Genomic DNA, 20,449 nt, shown 5'->3' with positions numbered 1-20,449 from the left:
GAGGGGACAGCGCCTAGCGGGCAAAAGGAATTGCCTGCTGGGCTTCGTCCCTTTTCCCTCGCTTTATGAAATTCGGATGTCGCAGATAAAAATGGGAAAATTAAGAAACGAAGGGGTGGGAAAATTGATTTCTGATGGCGTAAAACAGCAATTCATCCGCATCGTCGGAGCGGAGAATTACGACGATTCACAAGCGGGAAGACTCGTATATTCATACGACGCAACACCTCAGTTCCAATCTCTTCCAGATGCGGTGATTGCACCAAGAAATACGCGGGAAGTTGCGGAAATTGTGAAAATCTGCAATGAGCACCGCATTCCCATCGTTCCGCGCGGGTCAGGAACAAACCTTTGTGCCGGCACGTGTCCGGTTGAAGGCGGGATTGTTCTCGTTTTTAAACATATGAACAAAATTTTGGAGATTGATGAGGAAAATTTAACCGTAACCGTTCAGCCGGGGGTAATTACGCTTGACTTAATTAAAGCCGTAGAGGCAAAAGGACTATTTTATCCGCCTGATCCAAGTTCCATGAAAATTTCTACGATTGGCGGAAACATTAACGAAAATTCGGGAGGATTGCGCGGGTTAAAATATGGGGTTACCCGCGATTATGTGATGGCACTGGAAGTTGTGCTGCCAAACGGGGAGATTATCCGCACCGGCGGCAAATTGGCGAAAGATGTAGCTGGATATGATTTAACCCGCTTGTTCGTCGGTTCTGAAGGAACGCTCGGCATTATTACGGAGGCAACGTTAAAACTGATTCCGATGCCGGAAACGAAGAAAACGATGCTTGCGCTGTATCAAGATTTAGAAGCGGCTGCGCGGTCCGTTTCCAAAATTATTGCCAATAAAATCATTCCGGCAACGCTTGAGTTTCTCGATCAGCCGACGTTAGAAGTCGTTGAGGCATATGCGCAAATCGGTCTTCCAACTGATGTTAAAGCAGTGCTTTTGATCGAGCAGGACGGACCGCAGGAAATCGTGGAGCGCGATATAACGAAAATGGCGGAAATTTGTAAAAAAGAGCAGGCTGTGTCGGTGCAGCTCGCTCGCTCCGAAGAAGAGGCGGAAGCGTTGCGGACAGCACGGCGCACAGCATTATCCGCGCTTGCTCGACTCAAACCGACGACGATTTTGGAAGATGCGACGGTGCCGCGTTCCGAAATTGCGAAAATGGTCAAAGCGATTAACGAGATTGCCGAAAAATACAATGTGAAAATATGCACTTTTGGACATGCAGGGGACGGCAATTTGCATCCGACATGTCCAACCGATGCGCGCGACCGCGATGAAATGGAAAGAGTCGAAAAAGCGTTTGCGGAAATTTTCGCAAAAGCGATTGAACTTGGCGGAACGATTACAGGGGAACACGGAGTCGGGGCGATGAAAGCACCGTATTTAGAATGGAAGCTTGGTGAAGCGGGAATTGCGGCGATGAAAGCCATTAAGCAGGCATTTGATCCAAACAACATTATGAATCCAGGGAAAGTATTTGCGAAAAGCACAAGAAAACGGGTGATGGTGACACGATGACGACCGAAAAAGAACGATCAATCATACAAACAAAGTTTCGGGAACGGATGGATGAGGATGAACTAATGAACTGCATGCGTTGTGGATTTTGTTTGCCGACATGCCCGACGTATATTGAATCGGGATTTCAAGAATCGCATTCTCCAAGAGGGCGCATTGCTTTAATGAAGGCGGTCGTTGATGGGCTGATCGAGCCGGACGAAGATGTCGAGCGATCGTTAAATATGTGTTTAGGGTGCCGGGCGTGTGAGCCGGTCTGCCCTTCCGGAGTTCGTTACGGTCATTTGCTTGAGGAAGCACGGGATATTATTCAACAGAATAAAAAACATTCTTTTCCAGTCCGCGTTGTTCGTAAACTTGTATTCGATGGATTGTTTCCATATCCAAAGCGGATGCGAATCGCCACCGCGCTGCTTGGGGTTTACCAACGGTCTGGATTACGGTCATTTGCCCGGAAAACCGGGCTGTTAAAGGTATTGCCTCCTTCGTTGAGAGACATGGAAAAAATTTTGCCGGACGTTCCGACGTTAAAAGAGATGAAGGAGCGGCCGCGGCATCTAGAATCCGAGGGGGCTCCGAAGCGGCGGGTTGCCTTTTTCTCAGGGTGTTTGATGGACACGATGTTTATGCCGACGAATGATGCGACAATGCGCTTATTGCAGCTGGCTGGATGCGAAATCGTTATTCCAGAGTCGCAAACGTGTTGCGGCGCGCTGCATGGGCATGGAGGAGAGAAACAAAAGGCGAAAGAGCTGGCGAAACAAAACATCAGAGCGTTCGAACAGCTCGATGTTGACTATATTGTTACGAATGCCGGCGGTTGCGGCGCTTTCTTAATGGAGTATGACCATTTGTTGAAAGACGAGGAGGAGTGGAGAGAACGCGCAAAAGCGTTCGTTGCAAAAATCAAAGATATTTCCGAAGTGCTCGTTGAATTGGATTTCCATAAAAAGCGTCTGAAAGTGGAGCCGCAAGTCGTTACGTATCAGGATTCATGCCATTTGCGCAACGTTATGAAGACATCAGTGTCGCCAAGAAAGCTGATCCAGTCGATTCAAGGAGTAGAATTTCGCGAGATGAAAGACGCGGATCGCTGTTGCGGGTCCGCAGGCATTTATAACATTGTCGAGCCGGAAATGTCGATGCAAATTCTTGATTATAAAATGAAAATGGCAAAACAGACAAAGGCGACAACGATTGTTACGGCAAATCCAGGATGCCTTTTACAAATGAAGCTCGGAATTGAACGAGAGGGATTGTCCAATCGCATTCGCGCCGTCCATATTGTCGATTTTCTGCTTGAAGCGGCTGGAGAAGTTCAGGCGTCGGAACATGAAGAACGCATTCGCAGAACGTCATGACGTCTTTGCTTAAACGGTTGGACATGCCCGGTATACTAAAAAATCCCGCTAAAAAGCGGGATTTTTTAGCGGAAGGGCGTTTTACGGTGAGGAACTGACGAGTTTTTGCACTGTGCTCAGCGCTTTTCCAGTGCCGATCGCTACCGCTTCGAGCGGGCTTGGAGCAGTATGAACCGGAACGCGCAACTCAGTGCTTAGCCAATCTTCGATTCCATGAAGAAGGGAGCCGCCTCCGCTTAAAACAATGCCGCGATCGATAATATCGCCGCTGAGTTCGGCAGGGCATTCTTCCAAGACGGTTCGGATTGCGCTAAGCATTTGCGAAAGCGATTCTTCCATCGCTTTTTGCACTTCTGTAGAGCGCAACGGGACAGCCTTCAGAAAGCCGGTCACTAAATCGCGGCCATGAATGACCATCGTCCGTTCTTCATGAGCAACTGGTGCATAGCCGATTTCGATTTTAATTCGTTCCGCCGTCTGCTCGCCAATGAGCAAGTTATAACGTTGCCTTACGTATTGGATGATATCCTCGTCTAGTTGATTGCCGCCTATGCGAAGCGACTGGCATGCGACAACTCCACCAAGAGAAATAATTGCCGCTTCTGTTCTGCCAGCGCCCATATTGACGACGACGTTTGCCACTGGTTCATCTACCGGCAAGTCGGCACCGATCGCTGCGGCGATTGGCTCCTCGAGCAAATAGACATGTTTGGCTCCGCAATGTTTTGCCACTTCATAAATGGAGCGCCGTTCTACGGAAGTGGAGTGAAAAGGAGTGCTTATTACAATATTTGGTTTTTTAATAGAAAAACCGATCCGCTTGCTGGCGAGCTTAAACATTTGTTTCAGCATTGTTACAGTTTTGTCAAAATCCGCAATAACGCCATGTTTTAACGGATATATTGTTTCGATATGGCTGGGAGTCTTTCCAATCATCATTTTCGCTTCCGTTCCAATGGCAATCACTTCATTCGTTTGGGTGTCGAAAGCGATAACGGCCGGTTCGTTAAAGACGATTCCTTTATTTTTGCTGTATAATAATATATTCATCGTTCCTAGATCGATTCCGATTTCGGAAGAAGCGAACATTGTCCACACCTGCCTTTAACACAATTATCTGTGCGAAATTTGCCGAAAAAGAGCGGCAAAGATTCAAGCATGACATATAGGCTCACACGTATATATTTTTCGGTTTACTTTTGTTATTTATGACGATATAAAGGGGAATGTGTTTATGTTAAATTTTTCTATATTAAAAATGTGCAATGTGCAAAATTACGTTTTTAGTTCAACAGATTTGGACCAGCGGAAAAAAGCACCGCTTTTGCAAAATTGCTGTCATTTTATTTGATTGCAGACATAAAAAAATGTATAAAATCACAAAAAAGGGGAAATGAATAGTAGCGTAAAGTTTTCCAAGTATTCCCCCGATCCCCTATGAATATATATAAATGCCCTCCAATTAAAGGAGGGCGCTTTTTTTGGGGAAATAAAAAACTCTCTACATATCAAGTACGGCTACTTAATATGTCAGAGAGTTTTTTATTATTTCCTTATAGCCGTTTTGCGCCAACGTATCTTGATTTCCAGTAAGAATTGCTTAAACTGTCAATTTTTACTCCTTTCGATACAGCGTGAATAATTTGATTGTTGCCTATGTAGATCGCCACGTGGGAAACGCCTTTTTTGCTTTTAGACGTATTAAAAAACACTAAATCGCCTGGGCGCAAACTTGATTTATGTACCGTTTTTCCTTTTTGGTACATTTGCTTGGAAGAACGCGGTAAAATTTTTCCGATCTTTTTATGTGTGTAATAAACGAACCCTGAACAATCGAATCCTTTTGGTGTTGTTCCGCCATATCGGTATGGAGTGCCAATCAGTTTTTTTGCTTCGGCGATCAGCAATCTTGAATTGACAGCTGCTTCTGCGCTGGAATTGCTTGCAAATAATGAGGAGAACATAACTAGAAACGATAGTGAAACTAGTGTGACGAATTTTTTCATTTTTGTTAAACCCCCGGCACTAATTTTTCCGATTCGACTTATTCCGACTTATAGTATAGCAGAGGAATTACCGCTGTTCTTTTACAGTTGAATTAAATAATATTACAGAAAAGTTACAAATATATGATCTGGTATTAAGTTCTCCTATAACTCTTTTGCCGTATTAACTAGTTTTGTACATACTTATGTACCAATAGAGTCGATAATGTCGTAAAATGTCGAAAAAATAGGAATGGGGTGGGGAGGAAGGGGGAAAATAATGTTTCTATAATTATATTTAAGAACTCAAAAGAAGTCGAATTTAAGCTTATGGTGATGATTTATGCCGAAAGGGATCGAATATACATTGTTTGTTTTGTCTGCCATTTTTCTTGCCGTTATCGCACAGCTATGGCTTCATCGTGTCGCGAAAAAGAAGTTGTTATCATCGCTTTTTCAAATTGCTCCTCGGTTGACGGGGAGTTTTTATGTCATTGCCGTAGTGCTGCTTTTTAGCGGAACGATATATATCAATTATGTGGAAAAAGAACAACATAAGGAATATGAAGAAGGTGCTGAAAATATAGCAAGGCTGTTGACTGACGATTTGTCGAGTATGCATCATGAGCGATTGAATGAACGGACGAGCGAAAACGATGGGACTTATTTGCGCATTTTGCGGCTGATGACGCGCTGGCAAAACGACCATCCGGAAATATTGAGCGTGTATACACTAAAAAAGAATGAGCGTGGGGATAATTATTTTGTTGTCGCTCCGGAGGCGGATTATAACCGAAACGGGAAGATCGATGAAAAGAGAGAGCAGCGCGTGCCGATTGGTACGGTTTATCGCACATATATCCCTGAACTTGAACAGGCTTTTCAAGGAAAATTTTCCATGGAGAAACATCCGACAATAGATGGATGGGGAAAAAGCATCGGGGCGTTTATGCCGATATTCAAAGCAGATGGAACGGTAGACGCAGTTTTAGGAATTGATTATGATGCAAACACGTATTTGAAAAAATTAGAAAACGAGCGCCGGAAAGGGATGTGGATTAGTTTCCTTGTTTTCCTCGTCTGGGAAGCGATTTATATATTAGGGGTATATGCGCAAATCGAACGGAAGCTGTTTGCAAAGCATCAGCAGGAACTAGAAGCCAGCGAAAACCGACTTAAGCGATTGTCGGAAATTACAATGGAAGGGATTATCGTACATGCGAACGGAAAGGTAATAGAAGCTAACAAAGCCGCGTGTCAGCTGTTCGGATATGTAGAAAAAGAAATCGTTCATATGCCCATTCAAGATTTAATGATTCCCGAATCGTTGAAAAACATGGAACAGTGTCAAGAAGGGATATATGAAATTCAGCTGCGAAGAAAAGACGGAACGATTTTTCATGCGGAAGTCGTTCAATACGAGTATGACTATGACGGCAACGAAAAGGTGAACGTTACGGCGATTCGCGATATTACGGAACGAAAGAAAAATGAAGAAAAGATGCAATACATCGCTACTCATGACGATTTGACAGGGCTGCCAAACAAGGAAGCGTTGCATCAGGCGATCACGGAAAAAATTCAAGAAGCGTCTTACTACCGGGAAGAAGTGGCAGTTATGTTTTTGGAAATTAGCGGCATGAAGACCATTAACGACTTTTACGGGTATGCTGTCGGTGATCAAGTGTTGCTGCGAGTCGTAGAAGAATGGAAAAAACGATGCGACGAAGACATCTTGTTAGGAAGATGGAGCGGAAACGAATTTGTCGCGGTTTTGTCCGGAAGCACGAAAGAAAAGGCGAAAGCGTTAGCAAATCGGTTTAGCGAAATCGCTGATGAACCGGTGGTGGTTGACGGCCGCGAACTGTATGTTATGATAAAAATTGGAATCAGTCTATATCCGAAAGACGGAATCGATGCGAAAACATTGATTCGGAAGGCGGATATTGCGCGGTATAAGCTGCGGCAAAATGCAGCAAGCCAATTTTTGTTCTTTGAAAAGCCAATGACTCGAGCGATTCAAGAAAAAATTGCAACGGAGCGGGAATTGCGCCGCGCGTTGGAAAAAGGGGAGTTTGTCCTTTATTATCAACCGCAAATTCAGTTGGACACCGGCATGGTGACAGGAATGGAGGCGCTGATCCGTTGGAATCATCCAGAAAAAGGTTTGATATCGCCTTATGCGTTCATTTCTGTTGCAGAACAGACGGGAATGATCATTCCGATTAACGAGTGGGTAATCCGGATGGCATGCCAGCAAACGAAACAACTATTAGAGGACTTTCCAAATTTATCGGTGTCCGTCAACTTGTCTCCGTATGAATTCGAAAATCGTCGTTTCGTTCATAAGCTTGTGAAATTGTTGGAAGAGACAGGGTTACCGCCGTATCATTTAGATTTGGAAATTACGGAACGAATGACGATGGATACGGAAAGAGCGATTGTCATTTTAAAAAAGCTAAAATCCATCGGCGTTACGATTAGCATGGACGACTTTGGAACGGGATACAGCTCGTTAAGCTATTTGACCGATCTTCCGATTGACCGCTTAAAAATTGACCGTTCATTTGTGCAAAACATTCAAGGAAAAAAAGAAGCGATTTTGCCAGCAATTATCCGCCTTGGGCATAATATTGGCGTAAAGGTGCTTGCTGAAGGGGTAGAGACAGAAGAGGAAGTCGCGTACTTGAAGGATAAGCGTTGTGATGAAGCGCAAGGGTATTATTTTGCCCCGCCGTTATCGTATGAGGACTTAATTGAATTTCTTCATGAGCATCATTATAAAAAGCTGTACGTATAGGAGAGAAAATGATGGATATTATGTGGAGAATTGCCGAAGATAAAATTCGTGAAGCGATGGAAAACGGCGAATTTGACAATCTCCCCGGCTTTGGGAAACCGCTTGAACTGGAAGATTTGTCGCATATTCCCGAAGATCTGCGAATCGGTTATCTAATGTTAAAAAATGCCGGCTATGTCTCTGAAGAAGTCGAATTAAAAAAAGATTTAATGACGCTGGAAGATCTATTGCGCTGCTGTGATGATGGAGCGGAAAAAGAAAAGCTGAAGAAAAAGCTAAATGAAAAATTGCTTCGGTGGAACGCGCTTATGAAAAGACGCAATAAAACGAATTCCCAAGCATTGCGCGACTACCAACGGCGGATTGACGAAAAATTCCGGTAATCAACGGGAAAGCTTGCTGCGGAAAAACGGCAAGCTTTTTCATTTTGATGCAAAGTTTCTTGAAAAATGGGAAAGATATTGTTAGGTTTGGCAAATTTGTTTCTTTGCTTTTACAGGTTAAAAAATTTGTTGTTGTTTAAAAGGAGAGTGAAAATGGATGAAAACTAGATGGATTTCTTTAGCGGCGGCGCTAATGCTAATGATTCCAACGGGAGCGTTGGCGGCGCAAAGGCAGCATGACATGGGAGCAGACGCCCAAGCATTTGCGGGACATATGCTGGAACACGGAGAATTAGATGAACAAAAATGGATGGAAATAGTAAAAAAATACACGCCGGACGACGCAGATGAATGGCAAAAGGTGCTTGACGAACGGAGAACGCTAAGAAAACAAATGCAAAATGAACAAGTGAAAAAGGCGTTGCACGCAAAACGTGCGGAAATGAAAAAGAAACGGGAAGCAGCGCTTGACCGATTAATCGACCGCCTTGCGAACAAAGAAATTACAAAAGAGCAGTTTAAAAAAGAGTGGAAACAATTACATAAACGGAAGAGATGGATGACAAAAGCGGAAAAGCAAAAATTGCGCGAACTTCATCATCGAACGTATGAAGCGATGAAAGAAAACGATAAAGAGGCGCTTGCTTCGCTGCTTCCGCAATGGCTGGGGCATATGAAGAAAGAAAATGAGCGTTTGGCAAAATGGATTCAAGAAGCGACGCAAAGATAATATAATGAAGAAAAAGGCCGTGGATTTCTACACGGCCGTTTTTTATAAAGGGGAAATTCGCATGGGATATCCAGTTATGCTAAATATCGCAAATCAACACGCTGTCGTCATCGGCGGAGGAAAGGTGGCGGAACGGAAAATTAATGGCTTGCTGGAGGCAAAAGCAAAAATTACTGTCGTCGCCCCCAAGGTTACAACACGGATTCAACAATTAGCGGAAGCCGGGGAACTCGTTTGGCGGCAAAAAAACTTTTCTTCTGACGATTTGGAAAAAGCGTGGATCGTAATTGCTGCAACGAACAATCGGGCTGTGAACGAAGCGGTGGCGAAAGCGGCGAAGCCTTATCAGCTGATCAACATTGCCGATGACCCGGAGCGGTCCAATTTTCATGTTCCTGCGGTCATAAGGCGCGGCAGATTGACGATCGCTGTTTCAACAGGCGGCGCAAGCCCGACTGTCGCGCAGCAAATCCGCCGCCAGCTTGCGGAATGGTACGATGATGACTACGGACGGTATATCGATTTTCTTTACGAATGCCGGCAATTTATTTTACAAAATGTCGACGATGAACAAAAACGGAAGAAATTATTGAAAGCGATCGCCGATGAATCGTTTCGAAAGAGGGGAAATTGGGAGGAAGAATTCCGGCGTTTGCTTCAAGTTTACTGAATTCGAAATTAAACATCTATCGAAGGGAATGAAAATGAAACTTTCGCTTGCAATAGCGTTATCGCATCATGCTGAATTATTGATAATGGACGAATCAACTTCAGGGCTTGATCCAGTTATTCGAAGCGAACTGCTTGATATACTATCTTCATTTATACAGGACGAAAACCGAAGCGTGTTTTTTTTCTACGCATATTACTTCAGATTTAGATAAGATCGCGGATTGCATTACGTTTATTAACGATGGGAAAATTATATTTTCTTGCACAAAAGATGAAATATTCGAAAACCATGGGCTTGTTAAAGGACCAAAGGAAGTGTTACATAGCGATATACAGCAGCTTTTGATCAGCGTTAAAGAAAATCAATTTGGATTTGAGGCGTTAACGGAAGATAAGCAAAAAATAAAAAGAATGTTAGGAGACAAAATTATTGTCGATAAGCCTTCTCTTGAAGATGTTATCGTGCATTTTCAAAGAGGGATGTAACGGTGTTTCAACTTATATTGAAAGATATATTGCTGCTTAAAAAATGCTTGTATTTGCCGCAATGTATATCATAGCGATGATGGCATTTCTAAAAGAAGATGGCGCAGTCGTTTTTTATTAGTGTTATTGCAGTAAACTTATATGCTAATATTATCAGCATGTGCGTATGATGATAGAAACAAAGCCGATATTTTGTTAAATAGTTTTCCTTTAACACGACGAACTGTTGTAATGGCAAGATATTGTTCTATATTTGTTTTTGCTATCATTGCGATTACGTATTACCTAGTGATTACGTATATATTGCAAATGGTAGGTCCTTCTGTTCGGCTTTGCAGTGTTTCTCCCGAGAGTATAATCGCTGCGATATGTGCTATCATTTTTATTAACAGTGTTTACTTTCCGGTCTTTTTTAAAGTTGGATATATTCACTCTAGGTTGGTGGGATTTATCTTATTCTTTGGCACCTTTGCGCTTGCACCAACATTTTTTGAACAAGCTGATTATCCATTTATGCAAAATGTGATTCATTATCTTTATCATCTTTCTGAAGTTGAAACGATGGCAATCGTATAGCGGTGATGATTTTATTATTGGCGATTTCCTTGTTCCTTTCGTTACAGTTTTACCGAAATCGTGAATTTTAATCTGATATTAAAATTGGGAATGGGAAGAAGTATATTTTTAAAAGCAGGTCTGCTTCCATAAAGACCGACCTGCTTTTTTCTTTTTAATCCTCCCATTTATACGTCCAAAATCGCTCTATTTTCAGCCATTCTAGAGCATCGCCGCCCCGCTTGGCAGCTGCTTTCATCAATCCTTCCGTTTGCGAGCGGTGCGCTTGGATAGCGGCGAGTTTTTTGTCGATAACCGCGCTGACGTCGCGGATGACATCGGGCTTTCCTAAATCTTGTTCGCAGTTTTTAGCAAACGCGACGCAGTGAACGGTCGGACGCTTGTCTTTTGGGAGGCGCTTGAGGGCGCGAATAACGGCGGCGCCGCACGCATCGTGATCCGGATGGACGCTGTAACCGGGATAAAAAGTAATGACAAGCGACGGATTCGTTTCCGCGACAATTTCCCCGATCCGGTCGGCTAGCAAATCTTCGTCCTCAAATTCTACTGTTTTATCCCGATAGCCGAGCAAGCGCAAATCGTCGATGCCGATTGCTTTACACGCTGCTTCGAGCTCTTTTTTGCGAATGAGAGGAAGCGTTTCACGGTTTGCAAACGGCGGCACTCCCATATTTCGTCCCATTTCCCCAAGCGTTAAACAGGCGTATGTGATCGGTGTGCCGTTTTCGGCGTGCTGCGCTAACGTTCCGGACACCCCGAATGCTTCATCATCAGGATGGGGGAATACGACTAATATATGCCTTTCCATGAAAAATCCTCCTTTATTAAAATGGCTCGTGGCTTAATTGAAGCGCAACGGCCAGCCTTCCTTCATTATCGTGTCCGGCCAATAGCAATTGCCCTTTTTCTGTCATTTCCCAGTCTGTTAGCCCTTCCGCGTACACCCAGCCGAAATCAAGTTTTAAGCCGACGCGATACGGTCTGTTTCCGGTGATCTTTCCGCGGTTGAAACGAATGAGGCCGTTACGAATATAAGCCCCAGCAGAAAAAAATCCTTCGTTATGATGGGAAGCGTATGCTCCATTTGTCGTTTCTAGATGAATATATACATCTTGATTGGCAAAGCGGTTTAACGCTGCTTGCACTTCGCAAATATCGATCGGCTGCAAGCGAATCCCCCCTGCTCATTCGTTTTCTACTATTTTACATGAAACAAGCAAAAAAGCGGAAATATTTCGTTTACCGAAATTTTAGATTATAATAAAAAAGCAGGAAGACATCTGAGACTCATCAAGTTGAAATTTGCACCAAAATGAAAAAGAGGTGTTATTGATGAGTTTTCAAGGAAATGGTATAACGTTTTTAAACTTTGATCATACGTATGCTTCGCAAAAGCAGCTTTTTCATTTTCCGCATGAATGGATCGATTTTACGGATTTGTCCCATACAAATTTGTATTGCGAGCAAGAATCATTGCGTGAGATTGAGAGACGTATACGCCTTCGTAAACAAAAGGGAGCGGTGTTAATTGGAAACGGAAACTATCACTATGTTTCTTACTTGCTTATTCAAGAAATAAAGGAACCTTTTACGCTCGTTTTATTTGACCATCATACTGATGTTGGAACTGGAGATGATCCAGTTATTTCTTGCGGTTCATGGGTGTCATATGCGCTAAAGCACCCTTATTTAAAAAAGGCAGTCATTATCGGTCCAACATCTTCGCAGCAACATCTTCGTTTATCTCCTAACGTTACCATCTTTCCAAGCGATCATTATGATATTTCTCCTAATATGCTTTTTTCCATGATTCCTACTCATTGTGTATATATTAGCATTGATAAAGACGTACTTTGCCGCGATGATGCGGTGACGAACTGGGATCAAGGGACGATGCCGCTTTCATTTTTGCTTTCTTGTCTGCGGCATTTATTGCTTTATAAAAAAGTAGCAGGCGTCGATGTATGTGGCGAATATCCGCAAGCTTCCATCGATGTATTCAACCCGGTTTGCCGCGAAGCCAATCGAAAAAACGAACATGCAAATCGGTGCATTGTGGAAACGTGTTTACACTATACATCTACACACCCGCTTCTTGTGCAATGATAGGGGCTATGTATGGTAGCCCCTCAGTACATAATGCGAAATTGTTTTTCGTTATGAATGCATGGAATTTCCCATGCAGAGACATCGGTTACTTTCGCAAACAACGTTCCTTCACGGATTGTATCAATAAATAATCGTATTGCTTCTTCGTTTCCTTGTATTTCAAGTTCCACTGTCCCGTCGTCATTGTTTCTGACCCAACCAGTCAATTGCCGTTTTAGCGCTTCGCGTTGGGTAAAATATCGGAATCCCACACCTTGAACACGCCCGTGGATCACTAGATGAAACCGTTTCATATCATCCGCCCCTCGCCATCTTTTTTCTACTTTCATCATACAATAGCAGAGGCATTTTTGCATATACGGAATATAAGATAGCGTGAATGGGGGATTTTCAGCATGAACGTGCAGGTGTTGCTGAATTTTTTGTGATAACGGGGAAAGATAGAGATCTAATGATATGAAGGACACGTGATAGACAACGAGGAAGTCTGCTATGTCAGACTCCCTCATTGACAAGCAGCAGTTGATTCACTTTTTCTTTCACGACTGTTTCCAAAAGAGGGTGATATCCTAAATAATCACATAAAATCCATTGTTTATTTGTTGAAGAAAGGGAGCGCAGCTTTTTTTCGACCGTTTTCATTAATATGCCAGTAAATAATAAATAAGGAACGACGAAAATTTTTTTATAAGCAGAACGGTTCGCTTCATATAAGCCCTCTTCCAATGTTGGACGGATAGCGGCTAAAAAGCATGTATCGACGCGCGGAACATTTATATTTTCTTGAAGCAGCCTGGCGATCGCGGCAATATCGCGTTTCGTATCAGGATCGCTGCTTCCGCGTCCGATGAGAAGAATCATCGATTCATGATCCAACGGAACCGCCCGTTCTTTGATCCGATCTGCAACAATGTCAATCATCGTCTGATGAACGCCAAACGGCTTTCCGAGCACGATTTCTACATGGGGATGGCGCTGTGCCGCTTGCCGGATTGCTTCGGGAATGTCGTGTTTCGCATGCCCCGCTGATAAAAGAAGAATTGGAAGAACAACGATGCGAGTCGCGCCTTTTTGGGCACAGATGTCGATTCCAGTGGCAATATCGGGCTCAGCAAGTTCGATAAAACAAAGTTCTTGAATGGGAACATTTATATTTGCCTTGCATCGTTCCACAAAGGCGGTCGCTTCCGCGCGAGCTTTTGCGACACGGCTGCCGTGACAGACGTACAATATCGCTTGCATGTTCCACCTCGTTATAACGCTGTATTGGCGACGGCATTTTGTTTGGCAAGCAGCTGTTCAAACCATTGAATGTTTGCGCGCAGTTTTACGACATCCCCGATGATGATCATGCTCGGATTTTCGACTTTTTCTTTCGCCACGACGTCGGTAACGGTCGCCAAAGTAGCTGTTACCGTCCGTTGTTCCGCGGTCGTTCCCCATTGGATGACAGCAACAGGTGTTGAAGGAGATTTCCCATACTTAATGAGCTGATTGCGAATATATGAGAGATTGCTGATGCCCATATAGATCGCTAACGTATCGATTCCTTTCGCAAGGCTTTCCCATTTCAAATCTTCCTTGCTTCCTTCGCGTTTATGACCAGTGATGAAGGCGACGCTAGAGCTGAAATCTCGATGGGTGACGGGAATACCGGCGTAAGCAGCAGCGGCGATTCCTGAAGTGATGCCAGGAACGATTTCAAATTCGATTCCATGCTTGACGAGCGCTTCTGCTTCCTCACCGCCTCTGCCGAATACGAACGGGTCTCCGCCTTTCAAACGAACGACCGTTTTTCCTTTTTTGGCGTGCCGAACGAGAAAATGGTTAATGGTCTCTTGCTGCATAGTGTGGTAGCCCGGCAATTTGCCGCAAAAGATGAGTTCCGCATCTTTTTTGGCATAAGACAGCAGCTCTTCGTTAATGAGGCGGTCGTATAAAATGACATCTGCCTGCTGGATGCATTTAAGGCCTTTTACGGTGATCAATTCGGGATCGCCGGGACCAGCCCCAACTAGGTATACTTTTCCCATCTTCATTTCAGCCCTTTCTCGTGTTTTTATGAAGAAGAGCGACGGGGTTCGCTGCATACGACGAACCCGCCGCCGCGACGAATCGGTTTTTTTTCGTGCAGTGAGATATCCGTATAATCGGGAACTTTAAAAAAATGTTTTTCCAATTCCACTTCGACGAGGCGAAATGCTTGTTCATCATCGTTGGCGGCAATGACGACATAAATGATTTCCGTTTTTGTTGTTACTTCAAACCGGTACAGAAACATTGCTGCCACCTTTTATGCCACCGTGCTGACTTGCGCCAAAATGCGGTCTAGCTCTGCTTGCAGCGCCTCTATTCCGACGCGGTCCAAATAAGCTAAGAACGTTTCACCCGGCAATTTTGTTTCTTTGAAATAGGTTAATAGATGCAAAAGCACTTCGGAAATTTGTTCCGCATCTATTTTTCCTTTTAATTTTTGATTTTGATTGTATTTGCCGCCGTTAAGCAGCGTGCCGCCGACGTAAATTTCAAACGCTTCGATCATGCCTCTGTCTTTTGTTTTCGTTTTAATGCCTTGGAGACCGATATCGGCAATTTGCCGTTGGCCGCATGAGTTTGGACAGCCGACCATATGAATGCGTACTGGAACGTCCAGTTCCAAACGTTCATCTAAATATTCAGCGACGCGCCGCATCCGTTCTTTCGTTTCGACAAGCGCCAAGTTGCAAAACTCGGTGCCAGTGCAAGAGACGGCATAGCCGGTGAACGTTTTTGGACGGATGGAAATCCGCTCGAATACTTTTTCTTGCAATACGGCGTCCACGTGTTTATCTGGGATGTTCGGGATAATTAAGTTTTGCGAGTTGCAGAAGCGAACTTCCCCGTTGCCATATTGCCGAGCGATTCTTGCGATTTCGAATACTTCGTCCGCGCTTAAGCGACCTACTGGAACGTTGAAGCCGATATAGTTTAATCCTTCTTGTTTTTGGCGATGGACGCCGTAGAAGTAGCCAGGGTTCCAGCCTTTTTGCACGTCTTCTCCTTTGGATGGAAGCGGACCAGTCAGCTCGATTAATTTTTCTTTAAATTTATCGATGCCCCAGTCGGCGACAAGGAATTTGAGGCGGGCGCGATGGCGTTTTTCGCGATAGCCGTAGTCGCGGAAAATCGTTGTGACAGCGACAGCAACGTCTTTCACGCGGTCTGGCGTAACGAACACGTCTAACGTTTGAGCAAGGTACGGAGCAGACGATAAACCGCCGCCGACTTTCACGTGGAAACCGAGCACTTCTTTGCCATCAATCACTTTTTTTGCCGGCGTAAACGACAAGCAATGGATTTCCGCATTAACTGTGTTGTAGACGTTTGCGCTGATCGAAATTTTGTATTTGCGCGGCAAGTTGGAGAAATCTTCGTTACGTTGGAAAAACTCATATATTTCGCGAACGATTTCTCTCGTGTCAAACAATTCGTCCGGATCGATGCCGGCAAGCGGGTTGCCGACAATATTGCGAGTAATATCACCGCAAGCACCGGCGGTAGACAATCCAACACGTTTTAGGCGATCAAAAATATCAGGAATTTGTTCGATTTGCAGCCAGTGGAATTGAACAGATTGGCGGGTTGTAATGTCAAACAAGCCGCGCCCGTAATCGCGGGCGATGCCTGCTAGCGTTTCAAGCTGTTCGTTATTCAAAATCCCGGAAGGAACGCAAACGCGCATCATAAAATAGCCGGCTTCTTTCGGGCGCTGCAAGTAAAGCCCGGCCCATTTGAAAAGATCCCATTCTTCTTGCGGGATCGAAGAGAATCCGTGTTTTGCATAATAAGGAATATCATCAAAAATTTTTAACCCATCTTTTTTTAGCTTTTTTAATTCCATTTTGTTTAAGTTTGGATTATTTGCCCATACTTTTTCATACGCCATTTTAAGATTCCCCCTTTATGAAATTTCGATCGCGCAAGTAAGCAATCACTTGATTGGCACATTCGTCTATCGTGTGACGATGTGTTTCAATCGTCAGTTCCGGCGAAACAGGTGCTTCATACGGAGAATCGATGCCGGTGAAATTGCGAATTTCGCCGTTTCTCGCTTTTTTATACAGTCCTTTTGGATCGCGTCTTTCACATTCTTCTAGCGGGCATTTCACATAAATTTCGATAAACTCATCTTTTTCTACTAAATTGCGCACAAGTTCGCGATCTTGTGCGAAAGGAGAAATAAATGCCGTTAGGACGAATTGGCCGCTGTCGACAAACAGCTTGGCGACTTCGCCGATGCGGCGAATATTTTCGGTGCGGTCTTCGGCGGAAAAGCCGAGATCCTTATTGAGACCATGGCGGATGTTGTCTCCGTCTAATACATAGTTTTGAACGCCAAGGTCAAATAGCTTTTTCGATACGGCGTTTGCGACCGTCGATTTACCGGAGCCGGAAAGCCCGGTAAACCATAATATGCAGCTATGATGACCGTTTCGTTTGCGGCGGTCCTCTTTTGTGACCGAAGCTTGATGCCAGACGATGTTCGTGCTCAATCTCGTTCCTCCTTTTATCATGTGGATTGGGATACAGCTTCGCGCTGCTGTAATCCTTTAATCAATACCGCGGCTACTTCCGGACGGCTGAACGTGCTTGGCGGCACTTGTCCGTTGCGCAACATTTCCCGTACTTTTGTGCCGGATAATACAACATGATATTTCGAATCATGCGGACACGTTTTCGTCGAAGCCATGCCTTCGCATTTCGTGCAATAAAAGCTATGTTCGAAAAACAGCGGTGTAATGCCAAGTTCTTCAGGAGTGAAATTCAAAAAGATTTTTTGCGCATCATATGTGCCGTAATAGTTGCCGACACCGGCATGATCGCGCCCGACGATGAAGTGGGTGCAGCCGAAGTTTTTGCGCACCATCGCATGGAAAATCGCTTCCCGCGGTCCGGCGTAGCGCATCGCTGCTTGGAACACGCCTAAAAAAACACGGTCCTTCGGATAATAGTTTTCTAGCAATACTTGATAGCTTTCCATACGAATGTCCGCTGGAATATCGTCCGCTTTCGTTTCGCCGACGAGCGGATTTAAAAATAGCCCATCAACGGTTTCGAGCGCGCATTTTTGAATATATTCATGGGCGCGGTGAATCGGGTTTCTCGTTTGGAAACCGACAACGGTTTTCCAGCCAAGTTCAGAAAAACGGCGGCGTGTTTCGGCTGGATCGAAATAGAATGGAGCGAAGCGCCCTTTATCGGTGCGTTTCACTAATGTAATTGGTCCGCCCACGTAGACGTTAGGTTTTTCAAACAGTTTCCGTACGCCGGGGTGAGCCAGTTCGTCTGTTTTATAAACGAGAACGGCTTCTTTTGTTTTATCAGGTTGATAGATTTCTTGAATTTCAATCACTCCATATACTTCTCCGTTGTGAACAAGCTTTGCCGTTTCGCCGACGGAAAGCTCTTTTGCTTTTTCTTCCGTGACGGCGAGAGTAATTGGAATACTCCATACCGTACCGTTGGATAAACGCATCGCTTCAACGACAGAGTCATAATCATTTTTTGTCAAAAATCCAGTAAGCGGGCTGTAAGCTCCTGTGCCGATCAATTCTAAATCGCTTAACTCGGCGTTCGTCAGCTCGATTTCTTTTGTCAGTCCATCCAATGGATAATCCGGATTCCAGCGATTGATTAATGTTCCTCCGTGTGGAATGCTTAAGCTCATGATTCATAACCTCCTGGAAGCAATATTCATATGGGAAAACTATGATTTATCATTAAATGCCACCGCCGTTTTCGTGCAATGATCGCTTTTCTTCGGCGATTGTTTTTTTCAGGCTGATGATGCCAAGGGTGGCAAGACAAACGCTGAGAATAGCTATAATTGTATAAAGATCACTGTCAAGAAGCAACTTGACAAGACTATAAGAAATGACGAGCGAAAAAATCGGCGATACGAACCAAACTTTCAAAAGTTGGATAACAATTCGTTTTTGCCAGATATAAAAACCGCTTTTTGCGGTGCCGATGCCGATGATCGCCGATGTTGTAATTTGCGTTAACGGAACCGGCAATCCAAAAATCGATGAAATAATGACGAGAATCGCTCCAGTTCCGGAAATGGCGCTGCCTTCAAACGGAGAAAAGTTCGTGATTTTCTTCCCATTTGTTTCTAATACACGTTTTCCAAGCAAAACTGCGCCAAGAGCAACGAACAGTCCCCCGAAAACGGTCGCGTGTGAAACAGAAATGAATCCGGCGCCGACGAGCGGGCCGACTGCGTTGGCGACGTTGTTCATTCCGGCCGAGAACGCTTCAAAAAAGCCGGTGATGATGAGAAGCGTCATAAATGCTTTTTGCCAAGAACCTTGTTCTAATTGCGGGTATTTTTGTTTTAGCGCCAAAAACCATTTACCAATAAAAAACGTGAAAATAAAGGCGATAATTGGAATAATAATCCATATCGAAACGATAAACAGCAATTTATGGAAGTACACCGCTTGATAAGCGATGCCAACACCGACGACGGCACCGACCGTAATTTCGCTTGTTGATAGCGGAATGCCCATGATGTTAGCAGCAAATAGCGAAATAGTCGCCGCCGTTAAAATAATGACGACAATTTGAATCGTCAATATCGATGATGGGATGATTCCGGATCCGATCGTTTTGACAACTTCGCCGCCGCCTAGACTGCCAAGAAACACTCCGAATCCGCAAAGAAAAAGGGCGGTTGATTTGCGTCTGATGGCGCCCGAGCCGTATGCAACTCCCATCGCGGCGGCAGCTCCGCTTGCTCCGATGTTCATCGCAAAGAAGAAAGAGACGATAAAAGCAACTGTTAGGAGCATCACTTTGTCTCTCCTTATGTGATGTGAAGCCCGCATTCTGTTTTCCCGTGACCGACCCATCTGCCGGAGCGTAAATCATTCGGATCGAGCGCAGGAGACGTACAAGGTTCGCAACCAATGCTTGGATAGCCGCGATCATGAAGCACGTTATACGGAAGTTGGCGTTTGTATACGTAATTCCATACATCTTTCCATGTCCAATGAATAAGCGGGCATATTTTAATGGATTGGAATTTGTCATCTTTATTTATATATTCCACATGTTTGCGTGTCGGCGATTGTTCGCGGCGTAGCCCGGAAATCCAAGCGGTTACCCCTGTTAACACTTCGCGAAGGGGAATGACCTTTCGCAACTCGCAACATTTATTTGGATTGTGCTTCCATAGTTCATCCCCAAACTGTTGTGCTTGTTCTTCTAGCGATAAACTCGGTTTTTTCATGACGATGCGCAGGGAAGGATATTTTTCTTTGACTTTTTCGATCGTTTCATATGTTTCGCGAAAATGGAGACCTGTATCGAGAAACACGATTTCCGCGTTTGGTTTGACTTTGGAAATTAAATCAATCAAAACGATTCCTTCCACTCCAAAGCTGCAGGCGTAAACAATATCATCTTTGTATTCGCCGTACGCCCACGCAAGAACATTGAGCGCCCCTTTTGTTTCGTCATCGTGCGGAAACGAAGGCTTTTCATGGCTTTCCCATGTTTGATACGTCAGCATGTCGCTCCTCCTTTTTGCTTTAATAAAGTAAAGCGGATTAATTGGTGATATCGTCCTAAAAGTAGGAGGGTATTTTCGATGAAAGAAGCGAGAAACATGAAACGCTCCTTCGTGTGGAAAGAGCGAAAAAAAGATGCACATTTCTTCTTGTTTTGCAAAACGGTACCCCTTTTGCCGGAATGGGCGCCTTGCTTTGCAAAAGCAAGCTGCCGGAATTCTCCGAATTGGTTATTTTCATCAGGTTGGTAAGCTGTA

Annotated in this window: 23 protein-coding genes; 10 read left to right on the top strand and 13 right to left on the bottom strand. The window is 44.3% G+C overall.

Features of this window, described 5'->3' with window-relative positions:
• Positions 1–124 precede the first annotated feature (124 nt).
• Positions 125–1,537, top strand: a complete 1,413-nt coding sequence (gene glcD, locus MWM02_RS17300; RefSeq protein ID WP_064553549.1) for a glycolate oxidase subunit GlcD — start codon at positions 125–127, stop codon at positions 1,535–1,537.
• Positions 1,534–2,898 carry a (Fe-S)-binding protein gene (locus MWM02_RS17295; RefSeq protein ID WP_244402549.1) on the top strand — a complete coding sequence of 455 codons (1,365 nt, stop codon included), beginning with the start codon at positions 1,534–1,536 and terminating at the stop codon, positions 2,896–2,898. Before glcD ends, MWM02_RS17295 begins: the two co-directional genes overlap by 4 nt.
• An 81-nt stretch (positions 2,899–2,979) precedes the next feature.
• Here the strand turns inward: MWM02_RS17295 and mreBH are convergent, their stop codons facing one another.
• Together mreBH and MWM02_RS17285 are read right to left on the bottom strand one after the other, a co-directional pair.
• On the bottom strand, positions 2,980–3,987 hold the full coding sequence (gene mreBH, locus MWM02_RS17290) for a rod-share determining protein MreBH (protein ID WP_244402548.1): 1,008 nt from the start codon (positions 3,985–3,987) through the stop codon (positions 2,980–2,982).
• Positions 3,988–4,451: 464 nt separating this feature from the next.
• A complete protein-coding gene (locus MWM02_RS17285; RefSeq protein WP_244402547.1) occupies positions 4,452–4,904 on the bottom strand; it encodes a C40 family peptidase in 453 nt (150 codons plus the stop codon).
• A 322-nt stretch (positions 4,905–5,226) separates the two neighbouring features.
• Here MWM02_RS17285 and MWM02_RS17280 point away from each other — a divergent pair, with 322 nt between their 5' ends.
• The 7 genes from MWM02_RS17280 (at position 5,227) to MWM02_RS17250 (ending at position 10,530) form a co-directional block, all read left to right on the top strand.
• Entirely contained in the window at positions 5,227–7,683 is a 2,457-nt protein-coding gene (locus MWM02_RS17280; RefSeq protein WP_244402546.1) for a putative bifunctional diguanylate cyclase/phosphodiesterase, read from the top strand.
• A gap of 11 nt (positions 7,684–7,694) precedes the next feature.
• Complete coding sequence (locus MWM02_RS17275) at positions 7,695–8,066, top strand: DnaJ family domain-containing protein (protein WP_064553336.1); 372 nt, start codon at positions 7,695–7,697, stop codon at positions 8,064–8,066.
• Between the two features lie 157 nt (positions 8,067–8,223).
• Positions 8,224–8,796: a hypothetical protein gene (locus MWM02_RS17270; protein WP_244402545.1), complete on the top strand. Its 573-nt coding sequence runs from the start codon at positions 8,224–8,226 to the stop codon at positions 8,794–8,796.
• 61 nt (positions 8,797–8,857) lie between these two features.
• Positions 8,858–9,466, top strand: coding sequence for an NAD(P)-binding protein (locus MWM02_RS17265; protein WP_198401623.1), 609 nt, complete (start codon positions 8,858–8,860; stop codon positions 9,464–9,466).
• On the top strand, positions 9,402–9,680 hold the full coding sequence (locus MWM02_RS19720) for an ATP-binding cassette domain-containing protein (protein ID WP_481861586.1): 279 nt from the start codon (positions 9,402–9,404) through the stop codon (positions 9,678–9,680). Before MWM02_RS17265 ends, MWM02_RS19720 begins: the two co-directional genes overlap by 65 nt.
• Positions 9,601–9,954 carry a hypothetical protein gene (locus tag MWM02_RS17255; protein ID WP_244403656.1) on the top strand — a complete coding sequence of 118 codons (354 nt, stop codon included), beginning with the start codon at positions 9,601–9,603 and terminating at the stop codon, positions 9,952–9,954. The genes MWM02_RS19720 and MWM02_RS17255 overlap by 80 nt, the downstream gene beginning before the upstream one ends.
• Before the next feature lie 141 nt (positions 9,955–10,095).
• On the top strand, positions 10,096–10,530 hold the full coding sequence (locus MWM02_RS17250; RefSeq protein WP_244402543.1) for an ABC-2 transporter permease: 435 nt from the start codon (positions 10,096–10,098) through the stop codon (positions 10,528–10,530).
• 154 nt (positions 10,531–10,684) lie between these two features.
• Here the strand turns inward: MWM02_RS17250 and bshB2 are convergent, their stop codons facing one another.
• Both bshB2 and MWM02_RS17240 read right to left on the bottom strand, forming a co-directional pair.
• A complete protein-coding gene (gene bshB2 / locus MWM02_RS17245) occupies positions 10,685–11,338 on the bottom strand; it encodes a bacillithiol biosynthesis deacetylase BshB2 (RefSeq protein ID WP_064553330.1) in 654 nt (217 codons plus the stop codon).
• Between the two features lie 16 nt (positions 11,339–11,354).
• Positions 11,355–11,699 carry a YojF family protein gene (locus tag MWM02_RS17240; RefSeq protein WP_064553328.1) on the bottom strand — a complete coding sequence of 115 codons (345 nt, stop codon included), beginning with the start codon at positions 11,697–11,699 and terminating at the stop codon, positions 11,355–11,357.
• Between the two features lie 163 nt (positions 11,700–11,862).
• Here MWM02_RS17240 and MWM02_RS17235 point away from each other — a divergent pair, with 163 nt between their 5' ends.
• A complete protein-coding gene (locus MWM02_RS17235) occupies positions 11,863–12,636 on the top strand; it encodes an arginase family protein (protein WP_064553326.1) in 774 nt (257 codons plus the stop codon).
• A gap of 23 nt (positions 12,637–12,659) precedes the next feature.
• On the opposite strand, the gene MWM02_RS17230 is transcribed toward MWM02_RS17235, so the two are convergent.
• From MWM02_RS17230 to MWM02_RS17190, 9 genes are all read right to left on the bottom strand, one after another.
• Positions 12,660–12,932 (bottom strand): acylphosphatase, encoded by a 273-nt coding sequence (locus MWM02_RS17230; RefSeq protein ID WP_064553324.1) that lies wholly within the window; start codon positions 12,930–12,932, stop codon positions 12,660–12,662.
• Positions 12,933–13,134: 202 nt separating this feature from the next.
• Entirely contained in the window at positions 13,135–13,881 is a 747-nt protein-coding gene (locus tag MWM02_RS17225; protein ID WP_064553322.1) for a sirohydrochlorin chelatase, read from the bottom strand.
• A gap of 11 nt (positions 13,882–13,892) precedes the next feature.
• The gene (gene cobA, locus MWM02_RS17220; protein ID WP_064553547.1) at positions 13,893–14,672 is read right to left on the bottom strand and encodes a uroporphyrinogen-III C-methyltransferase; all 780 of its coding nucleotides are present in this window, start codon (positions 14,670–14,672) and stop codon (positions 13,893–13,895) included.
• A gap of 26 nt (positions 14,673–14,698) precedes the next feature.
• Positions 14,699–14,920 carry a DUF3906 family protein gene (locus MWM02_RS17215; protein WP_064553321.1) on the bottom strand — a complete coding sequence of 74 codons (222 nt, stop codon included), beginning with the start codon at positions 14,918–14,920 and terminating at the stop codon, positions 14,699–14,701.
• Between the two features lie 12 nt (positions 14,921–14,932).
• Positions 14,933–16,564, bottom strand: coding sequence for a nitrite/sulfite reductase (locus MWM02_RS17210; RefSeq protein ID WP_064553319.1), 1,632 nt, complete (start codon positions 16,562–16,564; stop codon positions 14,933–14,935).
• A 1-nt stretch (position 16,565) separates the two neighbouring features.
• Positions 16,566–17,171, bottom strand: a complete 606-nt coding sequence (gene cysC / locus MWM02_RS17205) for an adenylyl-sulfate kinase (RefSeq protein ID WP_244402542.1) — start codon at positions 17,169–17,171, stop codon at positions 16,566–16,568.
• Between the two features lie 17 nt (positions 17,172–17,188).
• Positions 17,189–18,346, bottom strand: coding sequence for a sulfate adenylyltransferase (gene sat, locus MWM02_RS17200; RefSeq protein ID WP_064553315.1), 1,158 nt, complete (start codon positions 18,344–18,346; stop codon positions 17,189–17,191).
• A 52-nt stretch (positions 18,347–18,398) separates the two neighbouring features.
• The gene (locus MWM02_RS17195; protein WP_064553314.1) at positions 18,399–19,472 is read right to left on the bottom strand and encodes a sulfate permease; all 1,074 of its coding nucleotides are present in this window, start codon (positions 19,470–19,472) and stop codon (positions 18,399–18,401) included.
• A 14-nt stretch (positions 19,473–19,486) separates the two neighbouring features.
• Complete coding sequence (locus MWM02_RS17190) at positions 19,487–20,194, bottom strand: phosphoadenylyl-sulfate reductase (RefSeq protein WP_064553312.1); 708 nt, start codon at positions 20,192–20,194, stop codon at positions 19,487–19,489.
• Positions 20,195–20,449: the final 255 nt, after the last annotated feature.

Source organism: Parageobacillus sp. KH3-4 (assembly GCF_022846435.1).
Taxonomy (GTDB): Bacteria; Bacillota; Bacilli; order Bacillales; family Anoxybacillaceae; genus Parageobacillus; species Parageobacillus thermoglucosidasius_A.
This window is presented reverse-complemented; position numbering and strand designations above follow the sequence as displayed.

Bases quoted from the DNA above. Each gene is read 5' to 3' on its own strand.
- bshB2 (WP_064553330.1), bottom strand. From the start codon at position 11,338: ATGGAAAGGCATATATTAGTCGTATTCCCCCATCCTGATGATGAAGCA.
- MWM02_RS17190 (WP_064553312.1), bottom strand. From the start codon at position 20,194: ATGCTGACGTATCAAACATGGGAAAGCCATGAAAAGCCTTCGTTTCCG.
- MWM02_RS17250 (WP_244402543.1), top strand. From the start codon at position 10,096: ATGCTAATATTATCAGCATGTGCGTATGATGATAGAAACAAAGCCGAT.
- MWM02_RS17285 (WP_244402547.1), bottom strand. From the start codon at position 4,904: ATGAAAAAATTCGTCACACTAGTTTCACTATCGTTTCTAGTTATGTTC.
- MWM02_RS17295 (WP_244402549.1), top strand. From the start codon at position 1,534: ATGACGACCGAAAAAGAACGATCAATCATACAAACAAAGTTTCGGGAA.
- sat (WP_064553315.1), bottom strand. From the start codon at position 18,346: ATGAGCTTAAGCATTCCACACGGAGGAACATTAATCAATCGCTGGAAT.
- MWM02_RS17280 (WP_244402546.1), top strand. From the start codon at position 5,227: ATGCCGAAAGGGATCGAATATACATTGTTTGTTTTGTCTGCCATTTTT.
- MWM02_RS17210 (WP_064553319.1), bottom strand. From the start codon at position 16,564: ATGGCGTATGAAAAAGTATGGGCAAATAATCCAAACTTAAACAAAATG.
- MWM02_RS19720 (WP_481861586.1), top strand. From the start codon at position 9,402: ATGAATCGTTTCGAAAGAGGGGAAATTGGGAGGAAGAATTCCGGCGTT.
- MWM02_RS17275 (WP_064553336.1), top strand. From the start codon at position 7,695: ATGGATATTATGTGGAGAATTGCCGAAGATAAAATTCGTGAAGCGATG.
- mreBH (WP_244402548.1), bottom strand. From the start codon at position 3,987: ATGTTCGCTTCTTCCGAAATCGGAATCGATCTAGGAACGATGAATATA.
- MWM02_RS17195 (WP_064553314.1), bottom strand. From the start codon at position 19,472: ATGCTCCTAACAGTTGCTTTTATCGTCTCTTTCTTCTTTGCGATGAAC.
- MWM02_RS17270 (WP_244402545.1), top strand. From the start codon at position 8,224: ATGAAAACTAGATGGATTTCTTTAGCGGCGGCGCTAATGCTAATGATT.
- MWM02_RS17265 (WP_198401623.1), top strand. From the start codon at position 8,858: ATGGGATATCCAGTTATGCTAAATATCGCAAATCAACACGCTGTCGTC.
- MWM02_RS17230 (WP_064553324.1), bottom strand. From the start codon at position 12,932: ATGAAACGGTTTCATCTAGTGATCCACGGGCGTGTTCAAGGTGTGGGA.
- MWM02_RS17215 (WP_064553321.1), bottom strand. From the start codon at position 14,920: ATGTTTCTGTACCGGTTTGAAGTAACAACAAAAACGGAAATCATTTAT.
- MWM02_RS17235 (WP_064553326.1), top strand. From the start codon at position 11,863: ATGAGTTTTCAAGGAAATGGTATAACGTTTTTAAACTTTGATCATACG.
- cobA (WP_064553547.1), bottom strand. From the start codon at position 14,672: ATGGGAAAAGTATACCTAGTTGGGGCTGGTCCCGGCGATCCCGAATTG.
- MWM02_RS17225 (WP_064553322.1), bottom strand. From the start codon at position 13,881: ATGCAAGCGATATTGTACGTCTGTCACGGCAGCCGTGTCGCAAAAGCT.